The following is a 25,803-nucleotide window of genomic DNA, read 5'->3' on the forward strand; positions in this document are numbered from 1 at the left end:
CGGGCCCGTATTCAGCACAAAGGAAACCATGTCTGCCATTCCCACGCCCTACGAAGATCTTCTGGCCGAAGTCATGGCCCACGGTGCCCTGAAGTCCGACCGGACCGGCACGGGTACGCGCTCCGTGTTCGGCCGGCAGATCCGCTACGACCTCTCCGAATCGTTTCCCCTGCTGACCACTAAACGCGTGCACTTCAAATCTCTTGCCCTGGAACTGTTGTGGTTCCTGTCCGGGTCCTCCAACGTGCGCTGGTTGCAGGAACGGGGTGTGAGCATCTGGGACGAATGGGCGGACGAGAACGGTGACCTCGGCCCCGTGTACGGCGTGCAGTGGCGCAGCTGGCCGGCCGGTCACGGTGAGAGCATCGACCAGATCGCGCGCGTGGTGGAATCCATCAGGAACTCGCCGCATTCTCGCCGTCACGTGGTGACCGCGTGGAACCCCGCCGAGGTCGAGAGCATGGCATTGCCGCCGTGCCACGCCCTGTTCCAGTTCTACGTGCAACCCCGCGAGGACGGGCCCGACGCCCTCAGTTGCCAGCTGTACCAACGTTCCGCGGACCTTTTCCTGGGCGTGCCCTTCAATATTGCTTCCTACGCGCTGCTCACCATGATGGTGGCCCAGCAATGCAATCTGGTCCCGGGTGAGTTCATCTGGACCGGAGGAGACTGCCACATCTACACCAATCATGTGGAGCAGGTCACCCGGCAACTGGCCCGCGAACCCTACCCGTATCCGCAATTGAAGATCCTGCGCACCCCGGATTCCATCTTCGACTACGAGTACGAGGACTTCGAAGTGGTCAACTACCAGCACCACCCCGGCATCAAGGCACCGGTGGCGGTATGAGCGCCGCACGATCCGCGTCTCGACCCGCGACGAGCCGGAACGGCCCCACCGTGGGTGCTATCTGGGCCCAAAATCCCCAGGGCATCATCGGCAAGGACGGTACGATCCCCTGGCACGTACCGGAGGACCTGCGGTTCTTCTCGAGCACCACCACCGGCCACCCGGTAATCATGGGGCGCCGCACCTGGGAATCGTTCCCCCCCCGATTCCGACCGCTTCCGGGGCGGGCCAACATCGTGGTGACCAGCCGCCCCGAGACCGTGGCGAGCGAGCGTGAAAACGTGTGGACGGCGGCGTCGTACGCGCAAGCCCTGGAACTTGCGCTGTCGCTGCTCGAGGACCCGAACGGCGAGATCTGGGCCATTGGCGGGACCCGGATCTGGGCAGACGCCCTCGCCCACGAAACGCTGCCGTTGACACGCGCCTACGTGACCACCGTGGACCTCGCGGTGGACGGCGACACCGTAGCGCCGCGGCTGGATGACACATGGCACCAATGCGAACTGGCCGACTGGGCCGAGTCCAGCAAGGGGCCCCGTTTCCGCGTGGACGAGTACACGCGCGGATAAGTCCCCGTGAGAGGTGCCACGGCACCTCGACGGAACATGAGATAGCGTGATCTTGACCACTTCTATCTTGGAGGATTGAGCTGCCGTGACCACTGGCCCCACACCGAGCATCCATGAGAGCCCCACGCTCGAGCTCCGCGCCAATCCCGATCGTGGCCGCTATGAGCTGTGGGACGATCAGCAGTTCATCGGCTTCCTGGGGGTTGAAATCCTTGAGGACGGCACCGTGGACGTGCAGCACACCATTGTGGCCGAGGCTTTCGGCCGTCAGGGCTACGCCCGAACCCTGGTGACCTTCGTCCTCGACCAGTTCCGTGAACAGGGCGTGCAGATCCGCCCCACATGCACGTACGTGCTCGACTACCTGCGGCGCTTCCCGAGCTATCAGGATCTGGTGGCCGAAACCCCGGATCCGCGCAACCAGGAGTAACCGTGGGGCACGCCCGATCTCCGGGTCATAGACTGGGCGGCATGACTTCACAACCCTCAGCCGTAGGCTTCATTGGCTGGCGCGGCATGGTCGGTTCCGTTCTGATGGACCGACTGCGCGTCGAAAACGACTTCGCAAGCCTCGACCCCGTCTTTTTCTCCACCTCCAATGCCGGAGGCACCGCACCCACCATTGAGGGCATGGGTGACGCCGGGACGTTGCAGGACGCCTACGACATTGAGGCGCTGTCCGCACTTCCCATTCTGGTGACCGCCCAGGGTGGCGACTACACGAAGGCCGTGCACTCCAAGCTGCGCGAGGCCGGCTGGGACGGCATCTGGATCGACGCGGCCTCCACCCTGCGCATGGAAGAGTCCTCCATCATCCCGTTGGATCCGGTCAACCGCGACGTGATCGATGCGGGTCTGGCACGCGGAGTAAAGGACTTCACCGGCGGTAATTGCACGGTCTCGTGCATGCTCATGGGCCTGGGCGGGCTGTTCAACAACAACCTGGTGGAGTGGACCACCTCCATGACCTACCAGGCCGCGTCCGGTGGCGGCGCCCGCCACATGCGCGAGGTCATTCAACAGTTCGGGGACATCCACGGTTCCGTCTCGGATCAGCTCACCGACGCCGCCTCGGCCATTCTCGAGATCGACCGCGCCGTGCTCGCCAAGCAGCGTTCCGGTGATTTGGACGCCTCACAGTTCGGGGTCCCGCTGTCCGGTTCGCTCATTCCATGGATCGACGCCGATCTGGGCAACGGCCAGTCCCGCGAGGAATGGAAGGCCGAGGCCGAGACCAACAAGATCCTGGGTCGCTCCGGCGATGACTTGATTCCCGTGGACGGGTTGTGCGTGCGCATCGCCGCAATGCGCAGCCACTCCCAGGCGCTGACCATCAAGTTGCGCGAGGACCTTCCGGTGGCGGAGATCGAGCGGATCATCGACGCCGAGAACCAGTGGGCCAAGGTCATTCCCAATACCAAGGAAGCCAGCATGCAGGACCTGACGCCGGTGGCCGCCTCCGGTTCGCTGGACATCCCGGTGGGCCGCATCCGCAAACTCTCCATGGGCCCGGAGTACATCTCCGCCTTCACCGTGGGAGATCAATTGCTGTGGGGTGCCGCAGAACCCCTGCGTCGCATGCTCAAGATCGTGACCGGCACGCTGTAGGCCTCGCCGCCTATTTCGCGCTCGTTCCAAGGGCCGCGACACGCAGGTGTCGCGGCCCTTGGAGTAGGTGATGTGGTTTGTCACGGGCGCGGCGGAACCGCCACTCGGCCACAATGTTCGACCACCAGCGCCAGGCCTTGAGGGCCAGCCGCTTGACCCGCTGATTGAGCCGGTGCGCCCACGCGAATTCGGTGCTCCACAGACCGATACCCAGGAAGATGAACAACCACCCGGGACCCGGCGTGACCAACATGATGATTCCCAAGACCACGAAGAGCGCGCCCAGCACCGTCACCAACGTCAGGTGAATTGCGCGCAGGGCGGGGTGTTTGTGGGAGAACTCCCTGACTCGCAGCACGGCCCGATGGATCCGGCCGCCTTGCTCTCCACGCCGGATCTCTTCCTGGAGGTCTGAACTCATGCTGTCGGGAGCACCTAGAGGCTCATCCCCACGAGGACCGGTTCGGCGACCAATCGCACGCCGAACACGTGCTCCACGCCGTCACGCACGGTACGGGCCAAAGATGCCAGGTCGTCGGAGGAGGCCCTACCGCGATTGGTCATGGCCAGGGTGTGTTTGGTCGAGACGGCGGCGCGGCCGGCGGCCACGGACTCGCCGTCGAGGTCCAGCTGCTGATTCCGCGAGCCTGGGAGCCCGAACCCCTTACCGAATCCGGATTGGTCGATGAGCCACGCGGCGGACAATTTGGTGGCCCCGGGGATCTGGTCACCCGCGGCGTCGAGCACGGGGTAGCGCGGTGCGTCAGCAGGGAGGCCCTCCAGGCGGGCCGGGTCCTCCACGATGGGGTTCGTGAAAAATGAACCGGTGCTGTACGTGTCCCGGTCCTCCGGGTTGAGCACCATTCCCTTGGAGGCTCGCAACCGCAGTACGGTCTCGCGCACCGTTTCCAGTGGTGCACACTCACCGATCTCCACGCCCAGTGCCGAGGCCAGCTGCCCGTAGCGCACGGGCAACCCCACGTCCTGGGGCAGCAACCGGAATGTCACGGTGAGCACCACGTAACGCGGGGACCCGTGCTTCATACTGCGCTTGAGCACGGAATCGCGGTAGGAGAACTCGAGGTCATCGGTGCCGAAAGTGCGCAGCTCACGGGCCTGCCGATCCCAGGTGCGGACGCTGTGGATGGTCTGCGACACCTCCGTGCCGTACGCACCCACATTCTGCACGGGAGTGGCTCCCGTGGTCCCGGGAATGCCGGACAGCGTTTCCAGGCCCGCCAGGCCCCGTTGAACGCTCCATTGAACCGCCTGCTCCCACGAGTGCCCGGCCTGGAACTCGACCAGACAGCCGTGGGCGGGCGATGTCTCCACCACCTGGATACCCTCCGTGGCCACGTGCACCACGGTCCCCTCGAAGCCATTGTCCGAGGCAAGAATGTTGGAGCCCCCGCCCACGATCAGAACCGGCTCGCCGGCGTCGTCCGCCGTGGCCACCGCATGAATCAGTTGCTCTTCGGTCTCCGCCTTGACGTAGCGGGAAGCGGGGCCGCCCACCGCGGTGGTGGTCAGATCGGCCAGTCGGGGTGCATTCATGATCGTTAACTCTAGTGCTAGAACTTCACAACAACCTGAGCCTTGACCAAGACCTTGAGCGCCTTGGCCTCGGCCGGATCCGTACCCTCCTCGGCCAGGTCGGGTGCCGTCACCGTGAGGTCCACGCGCACGGTGCGGGCCTCCTGGTCCACCGCACCGATCGCGCCGCTCACGGACAACTCGGTACTGGATCGGACTTCCGTGTCGAAACGGTTGGGGACGACCACGGGCTTGGTGAACCGAGTTTGATAATCGACCACGGCGCCCGCGTCACCTGCCCACTCGGTCACCAGACCCACAGCGGCACCCATGGTGAACATCCCGTGGGCAATCACGTTGGGAAGACCCACGTTCTGGGCGAAGTCCTGGTTCCAGTGGATCGGGTTGAAGTCGCCGGAGGCACCGGCGTACTTCACGAGATCCGCACGGGACACCGGCACGGTGCGCTCGCCGATGGGCTGGCCCTTGTCGAGTTGCTCGAATGCAACATTCATTACTGATCCTCCCCGCGTACCAACAACGACGACGTGGTGGTGGCCACCTGCTCGCCCGCCACGGTGGTGATTTCCACCCGGGAGGTGATCATGGCACCCGACCCCATGGGCCGCACCTGGTCGACCGTGACGGCCGCCAGGAGCTCGTCACCGGCCACGATGGGGCGGTGATGTGTAAAACGCTGCTCGGTGTGTACCACGCGGGAGAAATCGATACCCGCGCTCGGATCCTGGATCAGGGCGGCGTCGGCGCGCTGGGACACGATGATCGCAAAGGTGGGCGGGGCCACGAGATCGTCGTACCCGGCGGCCTGAGCGGACTCGACGTCGAAATGGACGTTGTCCGTGGCCTTGACCGCGGAGGCGAACTCGCGGATCTTCTCTCGGGACACCTGGTAGGCGGGCGCAGCCGGATACGTGCGGCCCACTACCTCTTCTGAAATGGCCATGGCTCTCCTCGGTCGGGTGAAAATTTTCCCCCAGCCTACTGGGCGGAGCGTCCGGGCAAAGACAAAGACGCCGTTCCGCATGGAACGACGTCTTGGAAGTAGCGGTGGACGGGCTCGATCCGTCGACCTCACGATTATGAGTCGTGCGCTCTAACCAGCTGAGCTACACCGCCATTTCACGAATGAACCTGCGGCTCGTGTGCACAAGCCGCAGGCCCTCATCATGAGAGCCCCGACCGGGAATCGATCCCGGGACCTCCATCTTACCAAGATGGCGCTCTACCACTGAGCTATCGGGGCAACGCGGAAAACTCTAACAGCATTTCGGCGAGTTGCAAAAACGAGCTGAACCCACCGAATCCGCAGCGTATCCGCGGGGTGCCGACCGCCCGAATCCGGGCGGTCAGCGGGGTCTGTCAGCGGTCGCGGAAGCCACCGTTGCCCTTGGGGAAGCCTTTCTTGCGCGGGCGGTCCTGGTACGAGGAGCCACCACCACGGGAACGGTCCCCACCGCGGTACCCGCCGCGATCCGAGCGATCGCCACGGTCGAACCGACCGCCGCGGTCGCCATCACGGTCACGGAATCGGCCGCCCTCACGAGAGCCACCACGAGAGCCGCCGCCACCGGGGCCGCGGTCCTCCTGGATCCGGATCGGGGAGCCATTGATGCGGGTGTTGGACAGCTTGTCCATGGTGCCCGCGGGCAGGTTCTCGGACAGGCCCACCAACGTGAAGTTGGGGTGAATGTCGATCGCGCCGATCTGCGAACCGTTCAGGCCACCCTCGTGCGTCAGCGCGCCCACAATGGCGCCCGGTGCCACGCGGTCACGGTGTCCAACCGCCAGCTTGTAGGTACGCATGCCGGCCTCGGGGCCGCGGCGAGCACCGCCACGCGGGCCGTCGGAACGCTCACGGCGGTCACGGTCGCGCTTACGCTGCGGGAGCTCGGGAAGCTCTTCGGCCAGGAACGGACGGCCGTCCTGAGCGATCACGGCCAACGCTGCTGCGATCTCCGCGGCGTCCACGTCGTGCTCGTTCTCGTAGTGCTTCACGAGCTCGCGGAAGAAGGACAGGTCCTCGGACTCGATGGTCTCCGCGATCTGGTTGGCGAAGTTCTCCTTGCGGGTGCGGTTGACGTCCTCGACGGACGGCATGCGCATCTGCTCGACCGGCTGACGCGTGGCCTTCTCGATGGCGCGCAGCAGGTACTTCTCCCGCGGGGTCATGAAGAGAATGGCCTCGCCCTTGCGGCCCGCACGGCCGGTGCGGCCGATGCGGTGCACGTAGGACTCGGTGTCGTGGGGAATGTCGTAGTTGACGACCAGGGAAATGCGCTCGACGTCCAGACCGCGCGCGGCGACGTCGGTGGCGACCAGGATGTCCACCTTGCCCTCACGCAACGAGTCCACGGTGCGCTCGCGCAGATTCTGCGGGATGTCACCGTTGATCGCAGCCGCGGTGTAACCGCGGGCCTTGAGCTTGTCGGCGATCTCCTCGGTCGCGGCCTTGGTGCGGACGAAGACGATCACGCCGTCGTAGTCCTCGACCTCGAGCACGCGGGTCATGGCGTCCAACTTGTGCGGGCCCATGACCTGCATGAAGCGCTGACGCGTGTTGGTGCCGGTGGTGGTCTTGGCCTTGACCGTGATTTCCTTGGGATCGCGCAAATATTGCTGCGCGATCCGGCGAATGGCCTTGGGCATCGTGGCGGAGAACAGGGCGACCTGCTTCTCCTCCGGGGTCTGGCTGAGGATCTTCTCGACGTCCTCGGAGAAGCCCATGCGAAGCATCTCGTCTGCCTCGTCGAGCACCACGTAGGCAATGTCGTCGAGCTTGAGCGAACCCTTACTCAGGTGATCGATCACGCGACCGGGGGTACCCACTACAACCTGGGCGCCGCGGCGCAGACCGGCCAGCTGCGGGCCGTAGGAAGAACCACCGTACACGGGCAGCACGGTGAAGTCGTCAAGGTGGGTCGCGTAGGAACCAAAGGCCTCGGCCACCTGCAGTGCGAGCTCACGCGTGGGCGCCAGCACCAGCACACGGGTGGAGCGCTGGGGACCGTGCAGGTCGGACAGCTCCGCCAACTTGGACAGCGCGGGAACCGCGAAGGCAGCGGTCTTGCCGGTACCGGTCTGGGCCAGACCCACCACGTCGCGGCCGCTCAGCAGAGCGGGAATGGTGGCTGCCTGGATGGGCGAGGGGTACTCGTACCCGACGTCGTCGAGTGCGGCCAGAATGCGGCCGTCGACGCCGAGTTCGGCGAAGGTGGGAGTGTCGGGCTTGGCTGCGGCGGGCTCAGCGGCGCTTTCGGTGCCCTGGGGAGCCTCGGTAGTAGTGGGCGTCTCAAGCTCTGCAGCAGTTTCGGGAGTGGATTCAGTGGGCATGGGTGAACCTCGCTTCGGTGGGGTGGAAATGATTGACACCGGTGCGTGCGGTCCTACCGCGTGTGCCCCTGATCGACATGCCTGCTACGGCGAAACGATTTAATGAGGACAGAAAAACCGGGATGATAACGCCAAAGTCTAGCGCACTTCGTTGCGTTACGGAGACTCCCGCCCCAGCAGAATGATGTTCCCCTCGTCACGTTGGGTGGCATACTGCTCGCCATACAATTCTTGGGCATACGCTGCGGGATCCTCCGGAGGATTTTGCCCCCACGTGCCACTTTCGCGGTCGATCACCACGAAGTCGGGGGCAGGATCGTCCGCATTGCCGATCCAATGCACGTCCGCTCGGGACACCAACCCATTGATCAGCGTCAGGTCCGTGGCCACCGATGCTCCTTCCGGGACGGCCTGGACCGTGGCGGCCTTGATGTCCGCTCGGGGGTCCTCGCGCCAGGCCTCCCCCGTCACCAGTTGGGCGAGCGGTTGCTGCGTCGCGACCGCGAGCGCCACGACCAGCGCAACCCACGGCCCGAGCTGCGCCGCTGCCCGTGCGGTCCGAGAACGGGTGCCCCCCGCCCGGAGTCTCACCACCGCGTCGATCACGGCGATGAACACAATGGGCATGATCACCGCGTTGTAATGCCACCCCGGGCCCCAGTATCCGTGATTGGGTGAGAGCATTCTCCACGCGAGCGTGGGCAGGGCCACCAGGGCCAGCGGGGAGCGCACCGCGACCACCGCCCCCGCCACAAGGGTGAGCAACCACGTGCCGAGTTTCTGGTCGGGCACGAACAACGTGATCACCGCCCCGGCCGGGTCACGCAGGGCACCGGCGACATCCAAGGTGTCCGCGTACGCGAACGCACCGTGCGGGTTCAGCCCCGGCAGGATCACCCAGACCGCCAGCAGACTCAACCCGATTCCCCACGCTATCAGGAGCGCTCCGAGCACGGCCGGTTGCTGCGAGGTGCGGCTCAGTGCCGTGGCAAATTCTTTGGCCGACGACGCCGCCGCCAGCCCACCTCCCGCGGCGCGGCCTGGCGGTTCGTACACGCGATGCAACCACCGCGCTGACGCCCGCACGGTGGGCCGGAATGCGTGCCCCACCATCACGGCCCCCACGGCGGCGACCGTCATCCCCAGGTCTTCCTTCACAAGGGCGACCGGGGCGGCCCACAAAACCGCCGACGGCCAGCGCCGTTGCCTCAGGGCGCACAGCGAGAGGGCAAGCAGCGGCACCGCCAGCGCGACCTCGTGGAACTGCACGGCCACCGCGTTCTGCAGCCCGAAACTTAATCCGTAGGCCGCCGAGAGGGCCCCGGCCGGCGCGGGCCGCAGGGCACGAGCGGCGCACCAGGAAACCACACCCACGGACCATCCCAGCAGGACGTCCTGAAGAATCATCGGCGTCAGAGCGGACGGAAACAGCCAATAGGCGGGCGCCAGCACCGCCAGCAACGGGTGGAAGTGATCGCCGAGCAGGTTGAAATCATGGCCCTTGATATTCACCACTGGTGGCTGTCCGGCGGCGTAGGACTGCAGCAGCTGCGTGAAGATCGCGTTGTCCCACGAAGGCACCTCCCACTGGTGCCATTGTGTGAGGGAGAACAGCGTGTAGAGCAGCGTGAAGGCCACGCCCATCCCGACTGGCCACCAGCGCCGGCGACCACGGACCCCTGAGTTACGCCCGAAGAACACAGCCGTCGGGGACGCAGAATACTCAAGCGCTGTGGACACGGGACCTCCTGACGTGGGGTGCGGTCGTGGGCAGGATATCCCAGCGGCCCCTTGCGCCGGTGAACACGCATGCGGCGGATCGTTCTTGTCGCGCGGGGCACTCTCCGCCCCGGCCTGTCCTCAAAGGCGCCCGAGGCCTGTGCATGTCGTGGGTACGTGGAAAGATGTGGGCATGTCCTTGCACGCGACCGTTGTCCCCGTGGTGGAGTCCGCCCGGCTCCAATGGTCGCCGGCAGGAGCTGTCCATCTGGGGCAGACCCTCTCCGTGCTCGGGCGCGGTAGCACTGACCCCACGGTACGTGTGTTGTCCCCCGAGTGCGTATGGGTCACCACCAGACATCACGATCTGGCGGTCTCTGCTCGCTTCACTCGGGCACCCGCCAGCGCGGGGAGCGCCCCCTTGGAGCGGGACATCGTGGTAGACGCGTGGGGACCGGGCGCGGCCACCTGGATCGACAGTGCCCCCAACTGGTGCGGTACCGCAGACGACTGGACGGTTTTCGAGACGTCCGCCGCATACCACCTGTTGCCGGAGCGACTGCAACTGGCGCGGCGTCGGCACCCCGGTTTGAGGCTGCCCGCAACCGGTGCGGTCACCGACCGGGCGGTCATCTCCATCATTGAGCAGCGTGTGACGGCCATCGAGGCGATCAGGGCCTACCGCTACCTGATGCGCCTGGCCGGTGAGCGCGCACCGGGTCCCGCCCCGACCGGGATGTACGTCCCTCCCACCGCGGAGCAATGGCGGAGCATTCCCTCGTGGCAGTGGCACCGAGCGGGTGTGGATCCGCGACGCTCCGCCACCGTCATGCGAACGGTGCAGCGCGCGAGTGCGCTGGAGCGACTGGGCACGCTCACTGATCCCGCGCGGGTGCGTGCCACGCTTCAAACGCTCAACGGCATAGGGGTATGGACGGCTGCGGAGATCACACAGTGCACGCACGCGGACCCGGATGGCATCAGCGTGCGTGACTACCACCTGGCGGATTATGTGTGCTGGTTCTTCGATGGCGCACCGGGCTCGGACGATCGGATGGAGGAATTGCTGGAACCGTGGCGGGGGCACCGGCAGCGCGTGGTGCGGTTGATCAAGGCCAGCGGCCACCGTAAACCGGCGTTCGGACCACGTTTGACTCCCGCGGACCACCGCCGGCATTGACGGTGACGGTTGCGCTGTCTCCGGCCCCGAGCCAAGTGAGGGTTGGTTAACCTAGCTAGCTAACCGTGGGGTGGCGGAGCAGACTTGGCGCATGAGCGAGCATGTCCTCACCGAACCCCACAACGACAAGTACGCCGATAAACTCAACAAGCTCCGCGCCGGGGTCCTGGGCGCGAACGACGGCATTGTGTCCGTGGCTGCCACGGTGGTCGGCGTCGCCGGTGCGACCTCCGATTCTTGGCCAGTTCTCGTTGCCGGCTCAGCTGCGGTCATCGGCGGCGCACTGTCCATGGCCCTGGGAGAATACGTGTCGGTGTCCAGCCAGAAGGACTCGCAAGAGGCCCTGATCGCCAAAGAAGTGCTGGAGCTCCAGCAGATGCCGGAGGCCGAGCTGGAAGAGCTGACCGACATCTACCGGTCTCGCGGCCTGTCTCGCGACACGGCCCGGCAAGTGGCGGTTGAACTCACCGAACGCAATGCGCTGCTCGCGCACCTGGATGCCGAGTTGGGTATCGATCCCGAGGACATTCCCAGCCCGTGGGCTGCGGCGTGGGCATCGGCGCTGGCTTTCCTGCTCGGCTCGATTCTCCCCATGCTCGCCATCCTGCTACCCCCGCCGGAATGGCGGATTCCCGTCACATTCGTTGCCGTGCTCGCTGCCCTGGCAATCACGGGCACTCTGGGCGCCCGGCTGGGTGGCACCCCGCACGTGGGGCGCGCGTCCGCTCGCGTGGCCATAGGTGGTGCACTCGCCCTCGGAGCCACGTTCCTCATAGGATCACTGCTGGGCGTCACCGCCGCTTAGGCACCATTCGTGAACGTGAGGGGTGGCCGGGCAGGGGTTGATGCACCCGAAGAGTTCGACCGTGGACAGACGCGGGGGCGCTCTCCCATGAGAGAGCGCCCCCGCGGGGTTTAAGTCTTGTGCTGGGTCAGTTGGCCTGCTCGCCCTCGGCGGCCTGCTTCTCGACCTCGGCGCGAACCTCTTCCATGTTCAACCCCTTGACCGCGTCAATGACCTGGTCCAAAGCGTTGCCCGGCATGGCACCGGGTTGTGAGAAGACCAGGATGCCCTCACGGAACGCCATGAGAGTGGGAATGGATGAAATCTGTGCGGCAGCAGCCAGCCCCTGCTGGTCCTCGGTGTCCACCTTGCCGAACACGATGTCCGAGTGCTGCTCGGAAGCGGCCTCGTAGGTGGGAGCAAACTGCTTGCAGGGTCCGCACCAGTCCGCCCACCAGTCCAACAACACGATGTCATTGTCGGAGATGGTCTGGCCCAGAGTGTCTTGGGTGATGTCTACAGTAGCCATGGACCCAGCCTAAAACGCCGCCACCCGCAACCCCAGAGCGTTCACTGCTGGCACAAGAGCCCGCCCGATAAGCGATCCCGAAAGGAACCGCGTGAACCCACAGCTTGGCATCATGACGTGGGGAGAGATCGCCCCGGATCTTTCGACGGGTCAGCGCCCGAGTCCCTCGGAACGCCTTACGAACGTGTTGGAGTTGGCCAGAACGGCAGAATCCGTGGGGCTACACATTATGGGTATCGGTGAGGGTCACGGGCCTCATCGGATCAATCAGGACCCGTTCCTGTTGCTTGCCGCGCTCTCCCAGGTCACCGAGCGGATCCGGTTGAGCGCTACCGCCAGCGTGCTCACGACCGCGGACCCGATTCGCATTGCCGAACAGCTCAGCCTCCTGTCATTGCTCTCCAACGGCCGCGCGGACCTCGTGGCCGGAAGGGGCGCACTCCCCCGGGACCTGGACATGTTTGCCGTCGAGTCGCACCTGCAGGAAGAAATTTTCGAGGAACGCCTTGATCAGCTCCTCGAGGTACTTCGCCCGGGCCCGTCCGAGTTGCTCGGCGACTTCCGCGACCATGCCCGCAACGTCGAACTACCCGCTACCGGGCGGGACCCACGAGATCTGGTGTGGGCGGCGTCGTCGGGCTCGCCCAGGTCGGTCCTGCGCGCGGCGGGGCACGGACTCGGTGTCGTGCTCAACGTCATGGAGGGCGAATGGCGCAACCTCATGCCGTACATCAAGGCCTACCGCGAAGCCCTGCGCGGTTTCGGGGATCACACCTCGGCGCGGGTGGGTCTCGCTTTACCCGCCCTGGTGGTCCCCGACGACTTCACAACCGACCCCTGGCAAGCGGCCGTCGAGCTGGCGCACCCCTACTTCTCGGCGGGTGCCCGCACCTACGGGGCGGCCTCTCCGGAGGACCCGATATGGACCCTCGAGGAATTCGCGGCTCAGTGCGCCCCGGCCGGGTCGCTCCTGGTGGGCGGTGTGAGCAACGTGGTCGAAAAGCTTTCCATGCTGCATCGTGAACTGGACCTGGAAAGAATCTTGCTGCGCGTGGACGTCAACGGGCTACCGCATGACACGGCCATCCGTACGGTTCGTCTGCTGGGTGAACAGGTGCTGCCGCAGCTGCGCGAAAAGCACATGCACGGCCGGGACCGGTAACCGCATCCGGAACTTCCCCTCAGGGAGCCTGCACCCACTGGACCAGCTGGATGATCACGCCATTGGGATCCAGAACCTGGAAGTAGCGCTCACCCCAGGGCTCGGTCTCTATGGGGGTCGGGATGGTCAGGTTCCGGGACCGCAAGCGGTCCCATTCTGCATCTATGTCGTCCACTTCGAAAACGACGAGCAGACCGGGACCCACCGCGCCCGCGTGGCTGCGAGGTTTGAACGTTTTTAACCCCGCGCGAAGAAACACCACGTTGAACCCGGCATCGTCATGTGCCAGCGACGCAAATCCGTCCTGGGACATGACCTCACGGAAGCCGAAGTGTTCAGCAAGGAACAGTGCAGACGCAGAAACGTCCGCGACGTTGAGGGAGATGGCGGAAGCGGTGATGTTCATGGCTGACCCCTAAGATTATTAGCGTACAACGTACGATAATAACTAGGATGCCTTCATGTCACGATTAATTCCAGAATCTTCCGCCTCCCTCGATCGCGACGCCGTCAAGAAACATCTCCGCCTGCTGTGGCGACCCCGCACGAACCAACCTGAGCGCCCCGGGCCCCGTCCCAGGATCACCACAACGGGCGTGGTGTCAGCGGCCATCTCCAGGGCCGACTCGGCTGGGCTGGAAAATCTGACCATGCGGGAGCTGGCTGCGGATCTGGGGGTGAAACCCATGACGTTGTACTCCCATGTCCCTGACAAGGCGAGCCTGCTCGCACTGATGACCGACCAAGTGTTCGCTGATTCAGCCGCAACCTTGCCCCATTCTTCGCCCTGGCGCGATCAAGTGCGGGCCGTCATGGACGACACATTTCAGCTGTACTCGTCCCACCCTTGGCTCCTGACCGTTCATACTGAACAGCCGGTACTGGGCCCCGGCTTTTTGGGAAGATACGAACGCCAGCTGCAATGCCTTCAACCTCTGGGGCTCAACGATGTGACCTTGGACGCGACGCTGACTTTCGTCAGCAATTTTGCACGTTCGGCCGCAGCGGACCTCATCGGACAAGAGACCCTGGCACTTTCCGGTAGGGACTGGTGGGAGGCTGCGGGGCCAACCCTTGAGGAGCTGGTTTCTGGCAGTGACTACCCGCTGGCCACGCGCGTTGGCACCGCGGCGGGCCGGGCCCGGGGCGGAACCTACGACGCCGGCAGCAATTACAGCTTTGGCACTCAGTGCGTGTTGGCAGGATTGGGTGCTCTGGTAGACGAATCCATTGCGTAGGAGATCTCGGCACCGCTCAGCCGCGGGTTACAGCTCATCGGATTCGTAGAATCCAGCTGGGAAGTCTTGGAACGCGGACATGAAAAAACCCGGGCCGTCCGGTCCGGGTTTTTCGCTGTGGCAGATGAGGGATTCGAACCCCCGTAGGCATAGCCAGCTGATTTACAGTCAGCCCCCTTTGGCCGCTCGGGTAATCTGCCGCGGCATCACTCACGTGAATGAGCAATAAGGTGCCCCCGCAAGCGGGAGCACCTCAACATTACACAGGGATGACCCCGAGTCCAAAATTAGCCCGATCAGTTCATATGACGAACAATTTTGGTCGCAAAAGCATCCGCTTGCTCCCGAGTGACATCACCCACAGCGACCGCGCGATCCAGGTCCTGACGAATGCCGGCCAGGCGCCGCTGCACCGCCACGCTCTGGACGGTCACCGCATTGGGCTGAACAGCGGGAGGAGTTGGCAGCACGCGGGGTGGTTGGGCCTGGGCCGCTCCGGAACCGCCGACGATGAGTCCCGCGGCAAGCGCAGTTCCCGCGAGGGCGCCACTGCCCCGGCGGAGTGCGGACTTGGACGCCTCGACACCGGGCACACGGATACGCGGCTTTTTCATGGGTAAAACCCGTCCTGACAAGGAAGAATGATGGGCAGAAGCAGAACGGCTACGGTCGATCTGAGTCATGGACTCATCCTTACCCGTGGTCCTGAACCCCGCCTGTGCTCCCGGTGACAAGTTGATAACGACGGCGGGACCGGGACGAGCACTAGGCTGGTCCGTAAGAGTCAGCAGAACGCCTCCAACACCCAGCGAAAGGAACATCGTGGCTTCAGAATCTTCGTTCGACGTGGTCAGCAAGGTAGACAAGCAGGAAGTTTCCAATGCCCTCAATCAGGCCCAGAAAGAGGTGTCCCAGCGCTACGACTTCCGCGGGGTGGGTGCCGAGATCGACTTCTCAGGCGAGAAGATCTTGATCAAAGCCAACTCCGAGGAACGAGCCCAGGCCGTTCTGGACGTGTTCCAGTCCAAGCTCGTCAAACGCGGCATTTCCCTCAAGTCCTTGGACGACGGTGAACCTTACGCCTCCGGCAAGGAGTACCGCATCGAGTCCACCATCAAGGAGGGCATCGCCCAGGACCAGGCCAAGAAGATCACCAAGCTCATTCGTGATGAAGGGCCCAAGGGAGTGAAGGCCACCATCCAGGGCGACGAGCTACGCGTGTCCTCCAAGTCTCGCGATGATTTGCAGGACATCATTGCCCTGCTCAAGGGAGCAGAACTCGACGTGGATTTGCAGTTCGTCAATTACCGCTAAGATGAGCCCGCCCTGGCGGGAAAGAAGGAAGCCGTGACCCGGATTGGGGTCACGGCTTTTTTCTGTGGATGCTCACTCGTCAGTTGGTGCGGCCGTAAAAACCTCCGCTGCGCGCCATGTTCTCCAACCGAGCCACGCGGTCATCGGTCGACGGGTGGGTGCGGAACATGCTTTTGAGTCCGCCACCCCGGAACGGGTTGGCGATCATCAGGTGCGAGGTGTTGACGAGTTTTTGATCGTCAGGATTCATCGGGCGTTGGGAGGCGCCGCCCTCGATTTTGCGCAGTGCGGATGCGAGCGCCAGCGGGTCACCGGTGAGCTGCGAGCCGTCCTGGTCGGCGTCGTATTCGCGGGTCCGTGAGATGGCCATTTGGATGACCATGGCGGCAACGGGAGCCAAGAAGGCCATGAGCAAGGTCACCAGCGGGTTGCCACCGCGATCCCCGCCGCGGCCACCGAAGATGGCGGCGAACTGCAGGAATTGCGCGGCTGACGTGATGAGCCCCGCCACGGCTGCCGCCACCGAAGAGGTCAAAATATCGCGGTTGTAAACATGCATCAGCTCGTGGCCCAGGACCCCGCGCAGCTCCCGCTCGTCCAAGATCTGGAGGATTCCTTCCGTGCAGCACACGGCAGCGTTCTCCGGGTTTCGGCCGGTCGCAAACGCATTGGGACTCATGGTGGGGGCAATGTACAAACGCGGCATGGGCTGACCCGCCCGCTGCGACAGTTCATGCACGATGCGGTACATGCTGGGTGCTTGCTGCGGTGTCACCTGGATTGCCCGCATGGAACGGATGGCCAGTTTGTCCGAGTTCCAGTAGCTGTAGGCCGTGCCGATCAGACCGACCACCGCGAAAATCACGATGAACACCGAGCTACGGGTCGCTCCGGCAATGACCGCGCCGATCACCAGCAACACCGCCCACATGCCGCCCAGTAGCAACACGGTTTTCAGCCCGTTGTAATGCTTATGCATTCCACCTTCTCCTCCGCACCGGGCCTACCGCGCAGCAATTACGGGCGCACACCGGTGAGTAAATACGCGATCCAATCAGTCAACGTCCATCCGCTGGGAACTGTTCCCCACCGCCCTGTAACGTCGCTGGGATTCTCGGGCACCGTCACGTCCGGGGCAGCCAACGAGTCAGTGGGATCCGGCGCGGGTTGCGTTGGTTCGGTTACCGGAACAGTCGGCGACGACACGGTTGGGTCGATGGCTGGAACCGCCGGCTCGGTGTCCGGCCCGGTCAGCGGCGGTTCCTCGGGCAACGACGGCGCTCCGGGCGTCGCAGGGGCTTCGATTTCCGGCGTGCTCGGCTGGGCTCCGGGAGTGTCGGGAATTACCGAGGTGTCGGGCGTGACGGGGGTGTCGGTGCGGTTTTCGTTCCCGCTCGTGCCGTTCGGATCGGCCGGACCGGGATCATCCGTGCCGGCATCATCTGTACCGGGAACCTCGGGGACTAGAGGCACCACCGGATCCGGCATCTCAGCCGACCCGGGAGCCTCCGGAACCGAAGGCACCACCGAATCCGGCGACTCAACCAGCCCGGGAACCTCCGGAACCGAAGGCGCCACCGAATCCGGCGTCTCAACCAGCCCGGGAATCTCGGGGACCGGAGGCGCCACCGAATCCGGCGTCTCAACCAGCCCGGGAATCTCGGGGACCGAAGGCACCACCGGACCCGGCGTCTCAACCAGCTCGAGAACCTCCGGGACCGAAGGCACCACCGAATCCGATGTCTCGACCGGCTCGCGAATCTCGGGGACGGGGGTGATCAACGGATCCGGAGTTTCAACGGGCCCGGGCACCTCGGGGATCGAAGGCACCACCGGATCCGACGTCTCGACGGGTCCGGGGACCTCGGGCGTCCCACCGTCCCCGACGTCATCGGACGAGTCTTCGGCCGGGTTGTCAGGCGGGCCTGCCACTTCTGGGCCCGGAGATTCACCGAGCGCCACGGGGCCGGGCAGCACGGGCGTCAACGGCACCTCGAGCTGCGGGACCACCGAATCTTCACGGGCTGCGGGTAGACGGATTCCTGAAGGGTCGTCTCTGGCGGCCGAGGGTTCAGGCGCCGGGGACCGCAACGACCCGATGGATTCGTCGCCTCTATCGGGAGCGCCCGTACTATGCGGATCTCCCACAGAACCCATAGAACCGCCGCCATGGCCGTTCGTGGCCGGTTGCGCCGGTTGCGCCGGTTGAGAGTTCACCACCTCTGACGAGTCCTGCTGGGCGGTGGCCACGATGCCGGCGGTGCCGGTCCCCGCAACGGCCACTCCGGCGGCAGCAAGAATGACCTTTGTGGTCGAACCGGTGATGACTCCGCCCGCCGCAGCGGTGACTGCCGAAACCGAGGCGGTGGACGCTGCCGTTGCCGACGCCGCCGTGGTTGCTGTTGCCGCAGCGGGAACCGAGGCCCCTGGGGCGTAGGCCCCGAGCGGCGTCGTGGTAGCGGACATTACGCCGGAAGCACCGGCGGCGCTGCCGGCACCCGCCGTGCCGAGTGCGGCAATCAAGCGATCAGGGGCATCACCCCAAAGCGGCAGACCCGCCAGGACGGGCAGGATCCAACCGCGCAGGCCCACACCCAGATCCTGCAGTTGAAGGTACTCCGCCGTGCATCGTTGGCAGGAATCAAGGTGGTCCTGCATGAGCTTCATCTTGGACGGTGTGAGCGTGCCACGCACGAAGGCCCCCAGCTGCGTGGAGTATTCGCCGCACTCCTCAAGGGCCTGCGCAGATACGTGTTGTTGCATGTACGCCGTCCGGAGGCCCTCGCGAGCGCGCTTGCCCAGTGCGGAGACGGCGTTGGGTCGAATGCCCACCACGGAGGCCACTTGGCGCGGCCGATAACCCTCGATCTCGAGGTACCAGAGCACCTCTTGCCAACGCTCGGGCAGGGATGCGAAGGCCCGCGCGACGACAGCGGCGTCCACTTGACGCACCACGATGTCGTCGAAGAGTTGGACCCGGTCCAGTTTGCCCTGCTCGTGGGGCTCCTGAGGCTGGGCCCGATTGAGGTCATTTGCGCGATCGGCCGCCAGGCGGGACACAGCGGTGACCAGGTATGCGCGCAAGAACTGCTGTGGACCACCACCGGACTGCAGGAGCGCAAGTACCCGGGTGAAGGCCTCCGAGGTGATGTCCTCCGCCTCGGCGTGGCTGTTGGTGTGAAGGCGGGCAACAGCGAACACAGCCCCGCAGTGGCGCTTGTACAGTTCCGCGAAGGCCTGACGATCGCCGTTGCGGACAGCATCGAGTAATGGCTCATCATTGGCCGCTGATGTCGAATTTTGTTGGCCATCCCGCGGGGTGGGTCGTCGAGTGTCTTCCATGGCGCCTTCGCAGTGCTGACGGGTCCACCCATTGTGTCAGCACATCGGCGGTTGTCAGGCCGAGATACCGACTGTGACACAACTGAGACTATTCAGCCCGGAAGGTGGGCCGGGGGTGCGGTTACTCCCCAGACCCGCACCCCCGTCTCCTATCTCACCCGTCCCTCCCCCCTTCCGAGCAGCCCGCTCGGAATGTGGTCGCTCTAGCCCACCGCTGCGCAGGGCCCTCCCCGGTCCTCATGCTCCAACTGCGGCGGTACGTCGGCCCCCGAGCGCTAAGACCGTCCGGAATCGCGTGCAGCCCGCGCGCGATTCACTATGTAGACAGCCCGGCACCCGAATCGTGACGCGAGATCAGAAAGAAATTTTGAAACCTTCGTTGAGACGCCCACAGCGACCAGCGGGGAAAGCACGTTGCGTTCGGCGAGCAGGGATCCCCCGATACACGGCGCGACCTGGACGTAGCCATAGCGAACGGTGATTTCCTCGGACAAGATGCTGGTGGCCCGGATCAGGAACGCAGTCATGGCCGCATGAACCGGCAGCGCGGGGATTAACGCTGTTCGTCGTGCCGCTGCTTCTCCTGCTGGGCCACGAGATCCAGGAGCTCTCGTACCTGCTGCGCGGGGATGGTGGCCACCGGGGGCAGAGCGTTGACGCACACCCCGGCCGCCCCAGAGTCCACCGCGAACTTGAGGACTTCACGTGACGGCGCGGCACGAACCTGAAGGCTGGTGTCCAGTGCGGCGATTTCCGCGGCCGAGGTGAACACCATGATGGTGTCCGGTGCGGCGTTCGGATCCTGGGGTTGGACCATGACGGGCATGGATTTTCCGTCACGGTCACGCGTGCCGAAGAGCAACTGGCCGTTGGGATTGAGGAGCGCCGCCAGCAACCCGGACATGTTGTTGTCCAGCAGGGCTTCCTTGACCGCGAGGTTGTGCGGGGTCCGGTTGACCCATTGAATTTGTTCCCGCCCGATGCGCATGGGGTTCTCTCCCCCGGGATCGAGGACCAGTTCGTCGTACTGCGGGTCCGTGGCCACCATGTTGAGCACGGCCGCGGACTGCTGCCGGAACAACACCGGTTCCGTCCTCTCGTGATCCTTGTTGTTCTCCCTGAACACTGTGCGCGCCTCATCCGTGGTCGTATACACCGCCAAGGCACGAGTGCCCTCTTTCTGGCTCAGTGCCTGCACCCGGATGTGCGATTCCGGCCCCACCGGTTGACCGCCCTCACCCGGCACCAGGTCCGACCCGGTGATGTCCAGCAGTACCGTGCCGGTCATGGCCTCTCGCAGGACGTTGGCCATTGCCTGGTCCACGGGGTGTGCCACGTACTCGGCGATCGCCGCGCGCAAGCGGGGGTGGGCGTGCTCAGCCTGGGCACTGTGGTCCTCGCTCGGGTCCACGAACTCGAGATCGATGCCCTGTTCTGCGGCGATGCCGGTAGCCCACTCCGGTGTGCGTGCCGCAGTGCGAGGGAACTCACCCAGATGCGCGGCGATGTCCTGAGCCTCGTAGCGGCCCTCGTCCAAGAACGGCTGCGGCAGATCGTGGAAGTTGTACCGCGCGGCAAAGCGATAGTCGGGTTCGGGCCACCCCACGGCGATAATCGTGATGGTGACGGTGAACCACGTTCCACGGCCCTTCAAGTAACAACTGCGCTGCAATTCGGCCAGAGATTCCAGCACGGGGCTGCCCTGCTTGATGGGTCCCGCTGCACCCGGGATCGCCGTTCCGCCCCGGTTTTCGGCGACCCGCAAATACACCCGGTCGCCCTGCGGTTTGAAATCGACGCGTGTGGAATCCCATCCGGGCTCGGTCCGCAAGACCGACAAAACCCAACGTCCGATCTCCGCCACCAGCTCGCGTTCGCTGCGTGTACCCGGGTCCTGTTCGGCGTGCGGAGCTGAGGTCATGGTTCGTTGTGTTCCCTTCGGCCCGGCCGTCCGGTGCCCGTTGACTGACGCGGGCTTCCCCGCGGTCCTTGTGCAGCAACCTTATCCAACGCGGCGGGAGGGTCTGCAGCCTGGGATGTTTCTGCCAGAGGAGGTGAAAACCGGCAGGGGCTGCGCGGAGGTGCCGTGCCAGTTGTTAGCCTGGGTGCTATGACAAAAACGTTGCAGGAGCTGATCGACGCTTCTATTTTCATCTCCACCGAATACCAGGCAGTGCTGGCGGAGCTGTCTCAGGGTGCGGATTGGGACGTGGATTTTTCCGCGCCGTCGTTCACCCTGCAAACCACCCCGCCGGTCACGCTCACCCCGTACCTGCTGGGCACCGAATCCGCTTCGCGCGGTAGCTGGATCTGGTCCTGGCAGGAGCTGGGCCATTTCAACCCGGAGGTCGTCTCCGCCGCCGTCCAGGCCAGGGAGGCCGGCCAGCGGTTGGAGGTCGAAGAGCTGACCACCGATGAGCAGCCCCTCCAGGACGGGCTTGCCCGCCGCCTCACGTTGGCGGCCAAAGCGGTCACGGGCCTGTACGCCCACTACCCTGCCCGCGCCGGCGGCAACATCACCGCGTGGCTGCTCCTCGAGGGTGAGGCCTTCCAGCTGCCACGTTTGAGCGAACAGCGCATGATGCAGGTCATCGGTGAGTCACTGACCACCGACACCGCCGTGGACCACAACCTGGCCGTGAACAGTTACGCCGCCCTGCGCGGCGCCCACGTCGAGTGGGACACGGACGCCACCTGCGTGGTCACCGTTCACGACGGCGCTCAGCGCTTCTGGTTCGACGACCACCAGATTACCGGTGTGGAACCCGCGGAGCCCTCCGTGGGCAGTGCGGAACTCGAAGATCTGGAGCGTCAGGCCGAGACCCACCGGGAGGCACTGAGCGAGGACCGCCGGGTCGCCATGAAGCTCGCCGTGCAGTTGGGTGAACTCCAACGCGCCGAGGCAGAGGAGCAGAACGAGCGGGAACGCGAGTCCGCGGAGAACGAGCGCCGCGAGCGCGAGGCGGCCAAGGCGGCGTCGGCCCCGGAAGAGGAGCCCCTGCCCGAGGAACTGTCCGCGGAGGACATCTCCGCCCCGGAACCGGAACAGCCCGCGGAGGACGTTGCCGTTGCCGCCGGCGAGCTGCGCGACGGCGACCGCCCCTTCGACCAGGAACCCACCCGGGAGCCGGCCGTCCCCGGTCGGGTGCAGACCACCGTGCTGCCGGACCCGGAAGAGGTGCCCGAAACCACCGCGGGCCCCGAGGCTTCTCCGCAGCCGAACACCACCACCATGGCGCGTATCCCCGAGCCGGACCTCGCGGCCTCTCAGCCGGGTGTCTCCCGGGAGGAGGAGCCCGCCATGGTTGACCGCGACGAGCGCGCGACCCGTGACGAGCCTCGCATTACCGAAGTCCGGGAGGAACGCGGGCACGACACCGCCGCCCGCCGCGAAACCGTGGCCGGCCCCGACGCGGTCGAGGACATCTCCGCACCCGCCGTGGTCGACGGCGAAGAGGTCGAGACCAATGAGCAGTTGGAGAAGAAGGGCGAGAAGAAGAAGGGATTCTTCAGCCGCTTCTTCGGTGTGTGACCGTAGGGCCGTCCACCGTTAGGATCGGATGGTGACTTACAACGTGGAAACCGGTCCGGGACCTGATCGGAAGAAAAGGACCCGGGCCGGTTTTCTCTATGGTTTTGGTGCCTACGGCATCTGGGGTCTGCTACCCCTGTATTTCATTCTGCTGTTGCCCGCCACCGCGTACGAGATCGTATCGGCGCGCGTGCTGTTCTCCCTGATCTTCTGCCTGATCCTACTGGCGCTCACGCGCTCCCTGGGCACCATGAAGCAGCTCTTCCGGGATGGCAAGGCGGTCATCGCTCTCATGATTGCGGGGTTGCTGATCGCCGGGAACTGGCTGCTCTACACCGTGGCCACCACCACCGAGCGCACGCTGGAAGCTTCCCTGGGATACTTCATCAACCCCATCGTGGCCGTGCTGCTGGGTGTCATCGTGTTGCGTGAAAAACTGCGGCCCTTGCAATGGGCCGCCATTGTCATGGGGTTCCTGGCGGTGCTGGTGATGTCCGTGTTCTACGGTTCCGTGCCGTGGCTGTCCCTGGGGCTCGCGTTCTCGTTCGGATTCTACGGACTGGTGAAGTCCACCATCGGCGGTCGCTACCCGGCACTCGTGACACTCACCGGCGAAACCGTCGCCATCGCTCCCCTGGCCCTGGCCGGCATGATCTTGTTGAACTCGCAGGGCCAGGTCACGCTGTTCTCCGAAGGCGCCGGCCACTTCTGGCTGCTGGCCTCCTCTGGCATCATCACCGCGGTGCCCCTGCTGCTGTTCGGTTCCGCAGCCGCCCGGCTTCCCCTGAGCACCGTGGGCATGATCCAATATGTGGCCCCCATCGGTCAGTTCATTCTGGCTATCGCCGTCCTGGGCGAATCCATGCCGTTGGAACGCTGGATCGGGTTCGGTATCGTCTGGTGCGCCGTGCTCCTCATGATTCTCGACGCCGTTCGCGCGCCCCGCGCACGCCGGCTGCAACGGAAGCGGGCTACCGCTTAAGCACCGTTCTTTCTTGGGTAGCACAAAGGCCGGGGCGCACCTGCCTCCCTCGTGGGATCCGGGTGCGCCCCGGCCTTCGCACATATGTTCGCCGGGTGACGACGACGCCCGGTCAGCGGCTCGGTTCACCCACTCGGGAGCGCTCCTCCGGTTCCGGGTGACCGAATTCGTCGGGCTGCTCCGGGTAGTCAGGGTCCAGCTCGTCGACTTCTTCCGGTGAGCGCCGGATGTTGACGATGGACAGCAGTAGCCCACCCCACACCAACACGATGGCAACGATCAACATGACAATGGCGGTGGTGCTCATCGGGCACCTCCTTCGTGGTTGTCACGGGTGGGCTGACCCGCGGAACGGGACGCCGCGGCGGCGTCGTTGGTGACTGTCCTGTCGTCTTCCCACGGAGCCCGCTGGCGGACAACCGTGCCGTGCTGGATAGCACGCAGCGAGTAATCCTGGTCCAGCGCCGGGCTGCGCATGGCGGTGTCCCGGTAGTGGGTGAAGGATCTGTCCTGGGTCAGCAGGTCGCGGTCCAGGTAGGCGTCCTGCACGCTGGGCGCGGGGCTGGTGAAGGCGGCCGCCGTGCGACGGGACCAGGGCAGCTTGGACAGCAGGTACGCGATGACCACCAGGCCGCCGGCCATGCCCCAGCCGAACACGTTGACGAACCACGCGGGCATGTCGTTGTAACCCTCGGCCAGGTTCAGGGTGAGCTGGTCGATCAGTATGTACCCGAGCACCACGGGTGTCACGGCACCGGCCACGATCATCCAGGTGCGGCCCAATTTGAATGAGGACACCGAGTTGAGGTGATCTCGCAGGGTGGGTAGCGCGGAGAATCCGGCGGTCAACATGAGCACCGACACCAGCGATGCCGCCACAATGCCGAAGTTGTTGACGAATGCGTCGGTGACGTCCAGCAGGTTCAGACCCGTGGTGGTGGGGAAGAACAGCAGCGACACGGCCGCCAACGGGATCACCACCACGGCCACCGCGGTGCGACGACTCAGGCCCAGCTTGTCGCGAATACCGGCCACGATCACTTCCACGATCGAGATCATGGACGTGAAACCCGCGAAGGCCAGCGCGCCGAAGAACAACACACCGATCAGCACGCCGAACGGCGCTTCCGAAATGATGGTCGGGAACGCGATGAACGCCAGGCCGATACCGGAGGTCGCGACCTCGTCCACGCCGGTGCCCGCGGCCGAGGCCATGAAGCCCAGTGCCGCGAACACGCCGATACCCGCCAGGATCTCGAAACTCGAGTTGGCGAAACCAACCACCAGCGCGGACCCGGTCAGGTCCGACTTGGGCTTGAGGTAGGCGGCGTAGGTGATCATGATGCCGAAGCCCACCGACAGGGAGAAGAAGATCTGCCCGTACGCGGCAACCCACACCGATGAGTCACCCAGGGCCTCCCAGGACGGGGTGAACAGGGCGTTGAGACCGCCGGCGGCACCGGGCAGGGTCAGAGCGATGCCCACCATGATCAGGAACATGACCACGAGCAGCGGGATGAGGATTGAGTTGATCCGGCCGATGCCCTTCTGCACACCCATCGTGAGCACGACCAGCACGGCCAACCAGGCAATGGCCGTGGCGATGAAGACCGGCCAGATGAAGTTGAAGCCGATGGTGACTTCTTCCGAGACCCGCATGTAGTCGGACATGAAGAAGGCCGCCGGATCATCCCCCCACGCCTTGGTGAAGGAGAAGATCGTGTACTGCATGGCCCACGCCAAAATCACGGCGTAATACAGTGCGATGACCACGCAGATACCCAGCTGCCACCACCCGATGGCCTCGAGCTTGGGATGCAGCCGGCGGTACGCCAACGGAGCGGAGCCCCGATAGCGGTGGCCCACCGCGTAGTCGAGCATCAACAGCGGGATGCCCGCGGTCAGCAGCGCGACCAGGTAAGGGATAAGGAATGCGCCGCCACCGTTGTCGTACGCGACATAGGGGAAACGCCAGATATTGCCCAGACCAACGGCGGAACCGATGGCGGCAAAGATGAACATGGTGCGTCCGGAGAAAGCCTCGTTGGAAGCGCCACCACGTAAAGATTTAGTGGACATTCAATGATCCTCACAGGGGGAACACATGCCG

The 25,803-nt window shown here is 64.9% G+C and carries 25 protein-coding genes and 3 tRNA genes; 11 read left to right on the top strand and 17 right to left on the bottom strand.

Annotation, left to right across the window (positions count from 1 at the left end; all coding sequences use genetic code 11):
- The first annotated feature begins 28 nt into the window (after nt 1–28).
- The 4 genes from AC3ENJ_RS06085 to asd all read left to right on the top strand — a co-directional run bounded on the left by AC3ENJ_RS06085 (nt 29) and on the right by asd (nt 3,027).
- Nucleotides 29–850 carry a thymidylate synthase gene (locus AC3ENJ_RS06085; protein ID WP_190781311.1) on the top strand — a complete coding sequence of 274 codons (822 nt, stop codon included), beginning with the start codon at nt 29–31 and terminating at the stop codon, nt 848–850.
- Nucleotides 847–1,419 (top strand): dihydrofolate reductase, encoded by a 573-nt coding sequence (locus tag AC3ENJ_RS06090; protein WP_190781310.1) that lies wholly within the window; start codon nt 847–849, stop codon nt 1,417–1,419. The genes AC3ENJ_RS06085 and AC3ENJ_RS06090 overlap by 4 nt, the downstream gene beginning before the upstream one ends.
- 85 nt (nt 1,420–1,504) lie before the next feature.
- A complete protein-coding gene (locus AC3ENJ_RS06095; RefSeq protein WP_190781309.1) occupies nt 1,505–1,849 on the top strand; it encodes a GNAT family N-acetyltransferase in 345 nt (114 codons plus the stop codon).
- A gap of 41 nt (nt 1,850–1,890) precedes the next feature.
- A complete protein-coding gene (gene asd, locus AC3ENJ_RS06100) occupies nt 1,891–3,027 on the top strand; it encodes an aspartate-semialdehyde dehydrogenase (RefSeq protein ID WP_190781308.1) in 1,137 nt (378 codons plus the stop codon).
- Nucleotides 3,028–3,037: 10 nt separating this feature from the next.
- On the opposite strand, the gene AC3ENJ_RS06105 is transcribed toward asd, so the two are convergent.
- The 8 genes from AC3ENJ_RS06105 to AC3ENJ_RS06140 form a co-directional block, all read right to left on the bottom strand.
- The gene (locus AC3ENJ_RS06105; RefSeq protein ID WP_431813393.1) at nt 3,038–3,448 is read right to left on the bottom strand and encodes a PGPGW domain-containing protein; all 411 of its coding nucleotides are present in this window, start codon (nt 3,446–3,448) and stop codon (nt 3,038–3,040) included.
- 14 nt (nt 3,449–3,462) lie between these two features.
- A complete protein-coding gene (locus tag AC3ENJ_RS06110) occupies nt 3,463–4,581 on the bottom strand; it encodes a UDP-N-acetylmuramate dehydrogenase (protein ID WP_431813394.1) in 1,119 nt (372 codons plus the stop codon).
- A gap of 17 nt (nt 4,582–4,598) precedes the next feature.
- Nucleotides 4,599–5,075 (bottom strand): MaoC family dehydratase, encoded by a 477-nt coding sequence (locus tag AC3ENJ_RS06115; protein WP_431813395.1) that lies wholly within the window; start codon nt 5,073–5,075, stop codon nt 4,599–4,601.
- Nucleotides 5,075–5,524, bottom strand: coding sequence for an FAS1-like dehydratase domain-containing protein (locus AC3ENJ_RS06120; protein WP_431813396.1), 450 nt, complete (start codon nt 5,522–5,524; stop codon nt 5,075–5,077). The genes AC3ENJ_RS06115 and AC3ENJ_RS06120 overlap by 1 nt, the downstream gene beginning before the upstream one ends.
- A gap of 99 nt (nt 5,525–5,623) precedes the next feature.
- Nucleotides 5,624–5,697 (bottom strand) — tRNA-Met (locus tag AC3ENJ_RS06125).
- Between the two features lie 55 nt (nt 5,698–5,752).
- A tRNA-Thr gene (locus tag AC3ENJ_RS06130) sits at nt 5,753–5,824 on the bottom strand.
- A 116-nt stretch (nt 5,825–5,940) separates the two neighbouring features.
- Nucleotides 5,941–7,911 carry a DEAD/DEAH box helicase gene (locus tag AC3ENJ_RS06135; RefSeq protein ID WP_431813397.1) on the bottom strand — a complete coding sequence of 657 codons (1,971 nt, stop codon included), beginning with the start codon at nt 7,909–7,911 and terminating at the stop codon, nt 5,941–5,943.
- 156 nt (nt 7,912–8,067) lie between these two features.
- The gene (locus AC3ENJ_RS06140; protein WP_431813398.1) at nt 8,068–9,549 is read right to left on the bottom strand and encodes a DUF2079 domain-containing protein; all 1,482 of its coding nucleotides are present in this window, start codon (nt 9,547–9,549) and stop codon (nt 8,068–8,070) included.
- Between the two features lie 274 nt (nt 9,550–9,823).
- Between AC3ENJ_RS06140 and AC3ENJ_RS06145 the strand changes: the two genes are divergently transcribed.
- Both AC3ENJ_RS06145 and AC3ENJ_RS06150 read left to right on the top strand, forming a co-directional pair.
- Nucleotides 9,824–10,810 carry a DNA-3-methyladenine glycosylase family protein gene (locus tag AC3ENJ_RS06145; protein WP_431813399.1) on the top strand — a complete coding sequence of 329 codons (987 nt, stop codon included), beginning with the start codon at nt 9,824–9,826 and terminating at the stop codon, nt 10,808–10,810.
- A gap of 91 nt (nt 10,811–10,901) precedes the next feature.
- Nucleotides 10,902–11,615, top strand: a complete 714-nt coding sequence (locus AC3ENJ_RS06150) for a VIT1/CCC1 transporter family protein (protein ID WP_431813400.1) — start codon at nt 10,902–10,904, stop codon at nt 11,613–11,615.
- 127 nt (nt 11,616–11,742) lie between these two features.
- Here the strand turns inward: AC3ENJ_RS06150 and AC3ENJ_RS06155 are convergent, their stop codons facing one another.
- Nucleotides 11,743–12,123, bottom strand: a complete 381-nt coding sequence (locus tag AC3ENJ_RS06155; protein WP_431813401.1) for a thioredoxin family protein — start codon at nt 12,121–12,123, stop codon at nt 11,743–11,745.
- A gap of 91 nt (nt 12,124–12,214) precedes the next feature.
- Between AC3ENJ_RS06155 and AC3ENJ_RS06160 the strand changes: the two genes are divergently transcribed.
- Entirely contained in the window at nt 12,215–13,285 is a 1,071-nt protein-coding gene (locus AC3ENJ_RS06160) for an LLM class flavin-dependent oxidoreductase (protein WP_431813402.1), read from the top strand.
- 19 nt (nt 13,286–13,304) lie between these two features.
- Here AC3ENJ_RS06160 and AC3ENJ_RS06165 read toward each other — a convergent pair whose 3' ends face one another.
- Nucleotides 13,305–13,691: a VOC family protein gene (locus AC3ENJ_RS06165; RefSeq protein ID WP_431813403.1), complete on the bottom strand. Its 387-nt coding sequence runs from the start codon at nt 13,689–13,691 to the stop codon at nt 13,305–13,307.
- Nucleotides 13,692–13,746: 55 nt separating this feature from the next.
- Here AC3ENJ_RS06165 and AC3ENJ_RS06170 point away from each other — a divergent pair, with 55 nt between their 5' ends.
- Nucleotides 13,747–14,523, top strand: a complete 777-nt coding sequence (locus AC3ENJ_RS06170; RefSeq protein WP_431813404.1) for a TetR/AcrR family transcriptional regulator — start codon at nt 13,747–13,749, stop codon at nt 14,521–14,523.
- A 118-nt stretch (nt 14,524–14,641) separates the two neighbouring features.
- Here AC3ENJ_RS06170 and AC3ENJ_RS06175 read toward each other — a convergent pair.
- A tRNA-Tyr gene (locus tag AC3ENJ_RS06175) sits at nt 14,642–14,723 on the bottom strand.
- A 96-nt stretch (nt 14,724–14,819) separates the two neighbouring features.
- Entirely contained in the window at nt 14,820–15,137 is a 318-nt protein-coding gene (locus AC3ENJ_RS06180) for a hypothetical protein (RefSeq protein WP_431813405.1), read from the bottom strand.
- Nucleotides 15,138–15,345: 208 nt separating this feature from the next.
- Between AC3ENJ_RS06180 and AC3ENJ_RS06185 the strand changes: the two genes are divergently transcribed.
- Entirely contained in the window at nt 15,346–15,837 is a 492-nt protein-coding gene (locus AC3ENJ_RS06185; protein ID WP_190781297.1) for a YajQ family cyclic di-GMP-binding protein, read from the top strand.
- A gap of 79 nt (nt 15,838–15,916) precedes the next feature.
- Here the strand turns inward: AC3ENJ_RS06185 and htpX are convergent, their stop codons facing one another.
- The 3 genes from htpX to AC3ENJ_RS06200 all read right to left on the bottom strand — a co-directional run bounded on the left by htpX (nt 15,917) and on the right by AC3ENJ_RS06200 (nt 21,100).
- Nucleotides 15,917–16,816: a zinc metalloprotease HtpX gene (gene htpX, locus AC3ENJ_RS06190; protein ID WP_190781296.1), complete on the bottom strand. Its 900-nt coding sequence runs from the start codon at nt 16,814–16,816 to the stop codon at nt 15,917–15,919.
- A 38-nt stretch (nt 16,817–16,854) separates the two neighbouring features.
- On the bottom strand, nt 16,855–19,179 hold the full coding sequence (locus AC3ENJ_RS06195; RefSeq protein ID WP_431813406.1) for a sigma-70 family RNA polymerase sigma factor: 2,325 nt from the start codon (nt 19,177–19,179) through the stop codon (nt 16,855–16,857).
- Between the two features lie 553 nt (nt 19,180–19,732).
- Complete coding sequence (locus AC3ENJ_RS06200) at nt 19,733–21,100, bottom strand: SseB family protein (RefSeq protein WP_431813407.1); 1,368 nt, start codon at nt 21,098–21,100, stop codon at nt 19,733–19,735.
- 189 nt (nt 21,101–21,289) lie between these two features.
- On the opposite strand from AC3ENJ_RS06200, the gene AC3ENJ_RS06205 reads away from it, so the two are divergent.
- Together AC3ENJ_RS06205 and rarD are read left to right on the top strand one after the other, a co-directional pair.
- Nucleotides 21,290–22,711: a DUF6882 domain-containing protein gene (locus AC3ENJ_RS06205; RefSeq protein ID WP_431813408.1), complete on the top strand. Its 1,422-nt coding sequence runs from the start codon at nt 21,290–21,292 to the stop codon at nt 22,709–22,711.
- A 31-nt stretch (nt 22,712–22,742) separates the two neighbouring features.
- Complete coding sequence (rarD, locus tag AC3ENJ_RS06210) at nt 22,743–23,693, top strand: EamA family transporter RarD (protein WP_431813409.1); 951 nt, start codon at nt 22,743–22,745, stop codon at nt 23,691–23,693.
- A gap of 112 nt (nt 23,694–23,805) precedes the next feature.
- Here rarD and AC3ENJ_RS06215 read toward each other — a convergent pair whose 3' ends face one another.
- Nucleotides 23,806–24,000, bottom strand: a complete 195-nt coding sequence (locus tag AC3ENJ_RS06215) for a methionine/alanine import family NSS transporter small subunit (RefSeq protein WP_190806815.1) — start codon at nt 23,998–24,000, stop codon at nt 23,806–23,808.
- Nucleotides 23,997–25,772 carry a sodium-dependent transporter gene (locus tag AC3ENJ_RS06220; protein WP_431813410.1) on the bottom strand — a complete coding sequence of 592 codons (1,776 nt, stop codon included), beginning with the start codon at nt 25,770–25,772 and terminating at the stop codon, nt 23,997–23,999. The genes AC3ENJ_RS06215 and AC3ENJ_RS06220 overlap by 4 nt, the downstream gene beginning before the upstream one ends.
- Nucleotides 25,773–25,803 lie beyond the last annotated feature (31 nt).

It is taken from the genome of Kocuria sp. cx-455 (genome assembly GCF_057707085.1).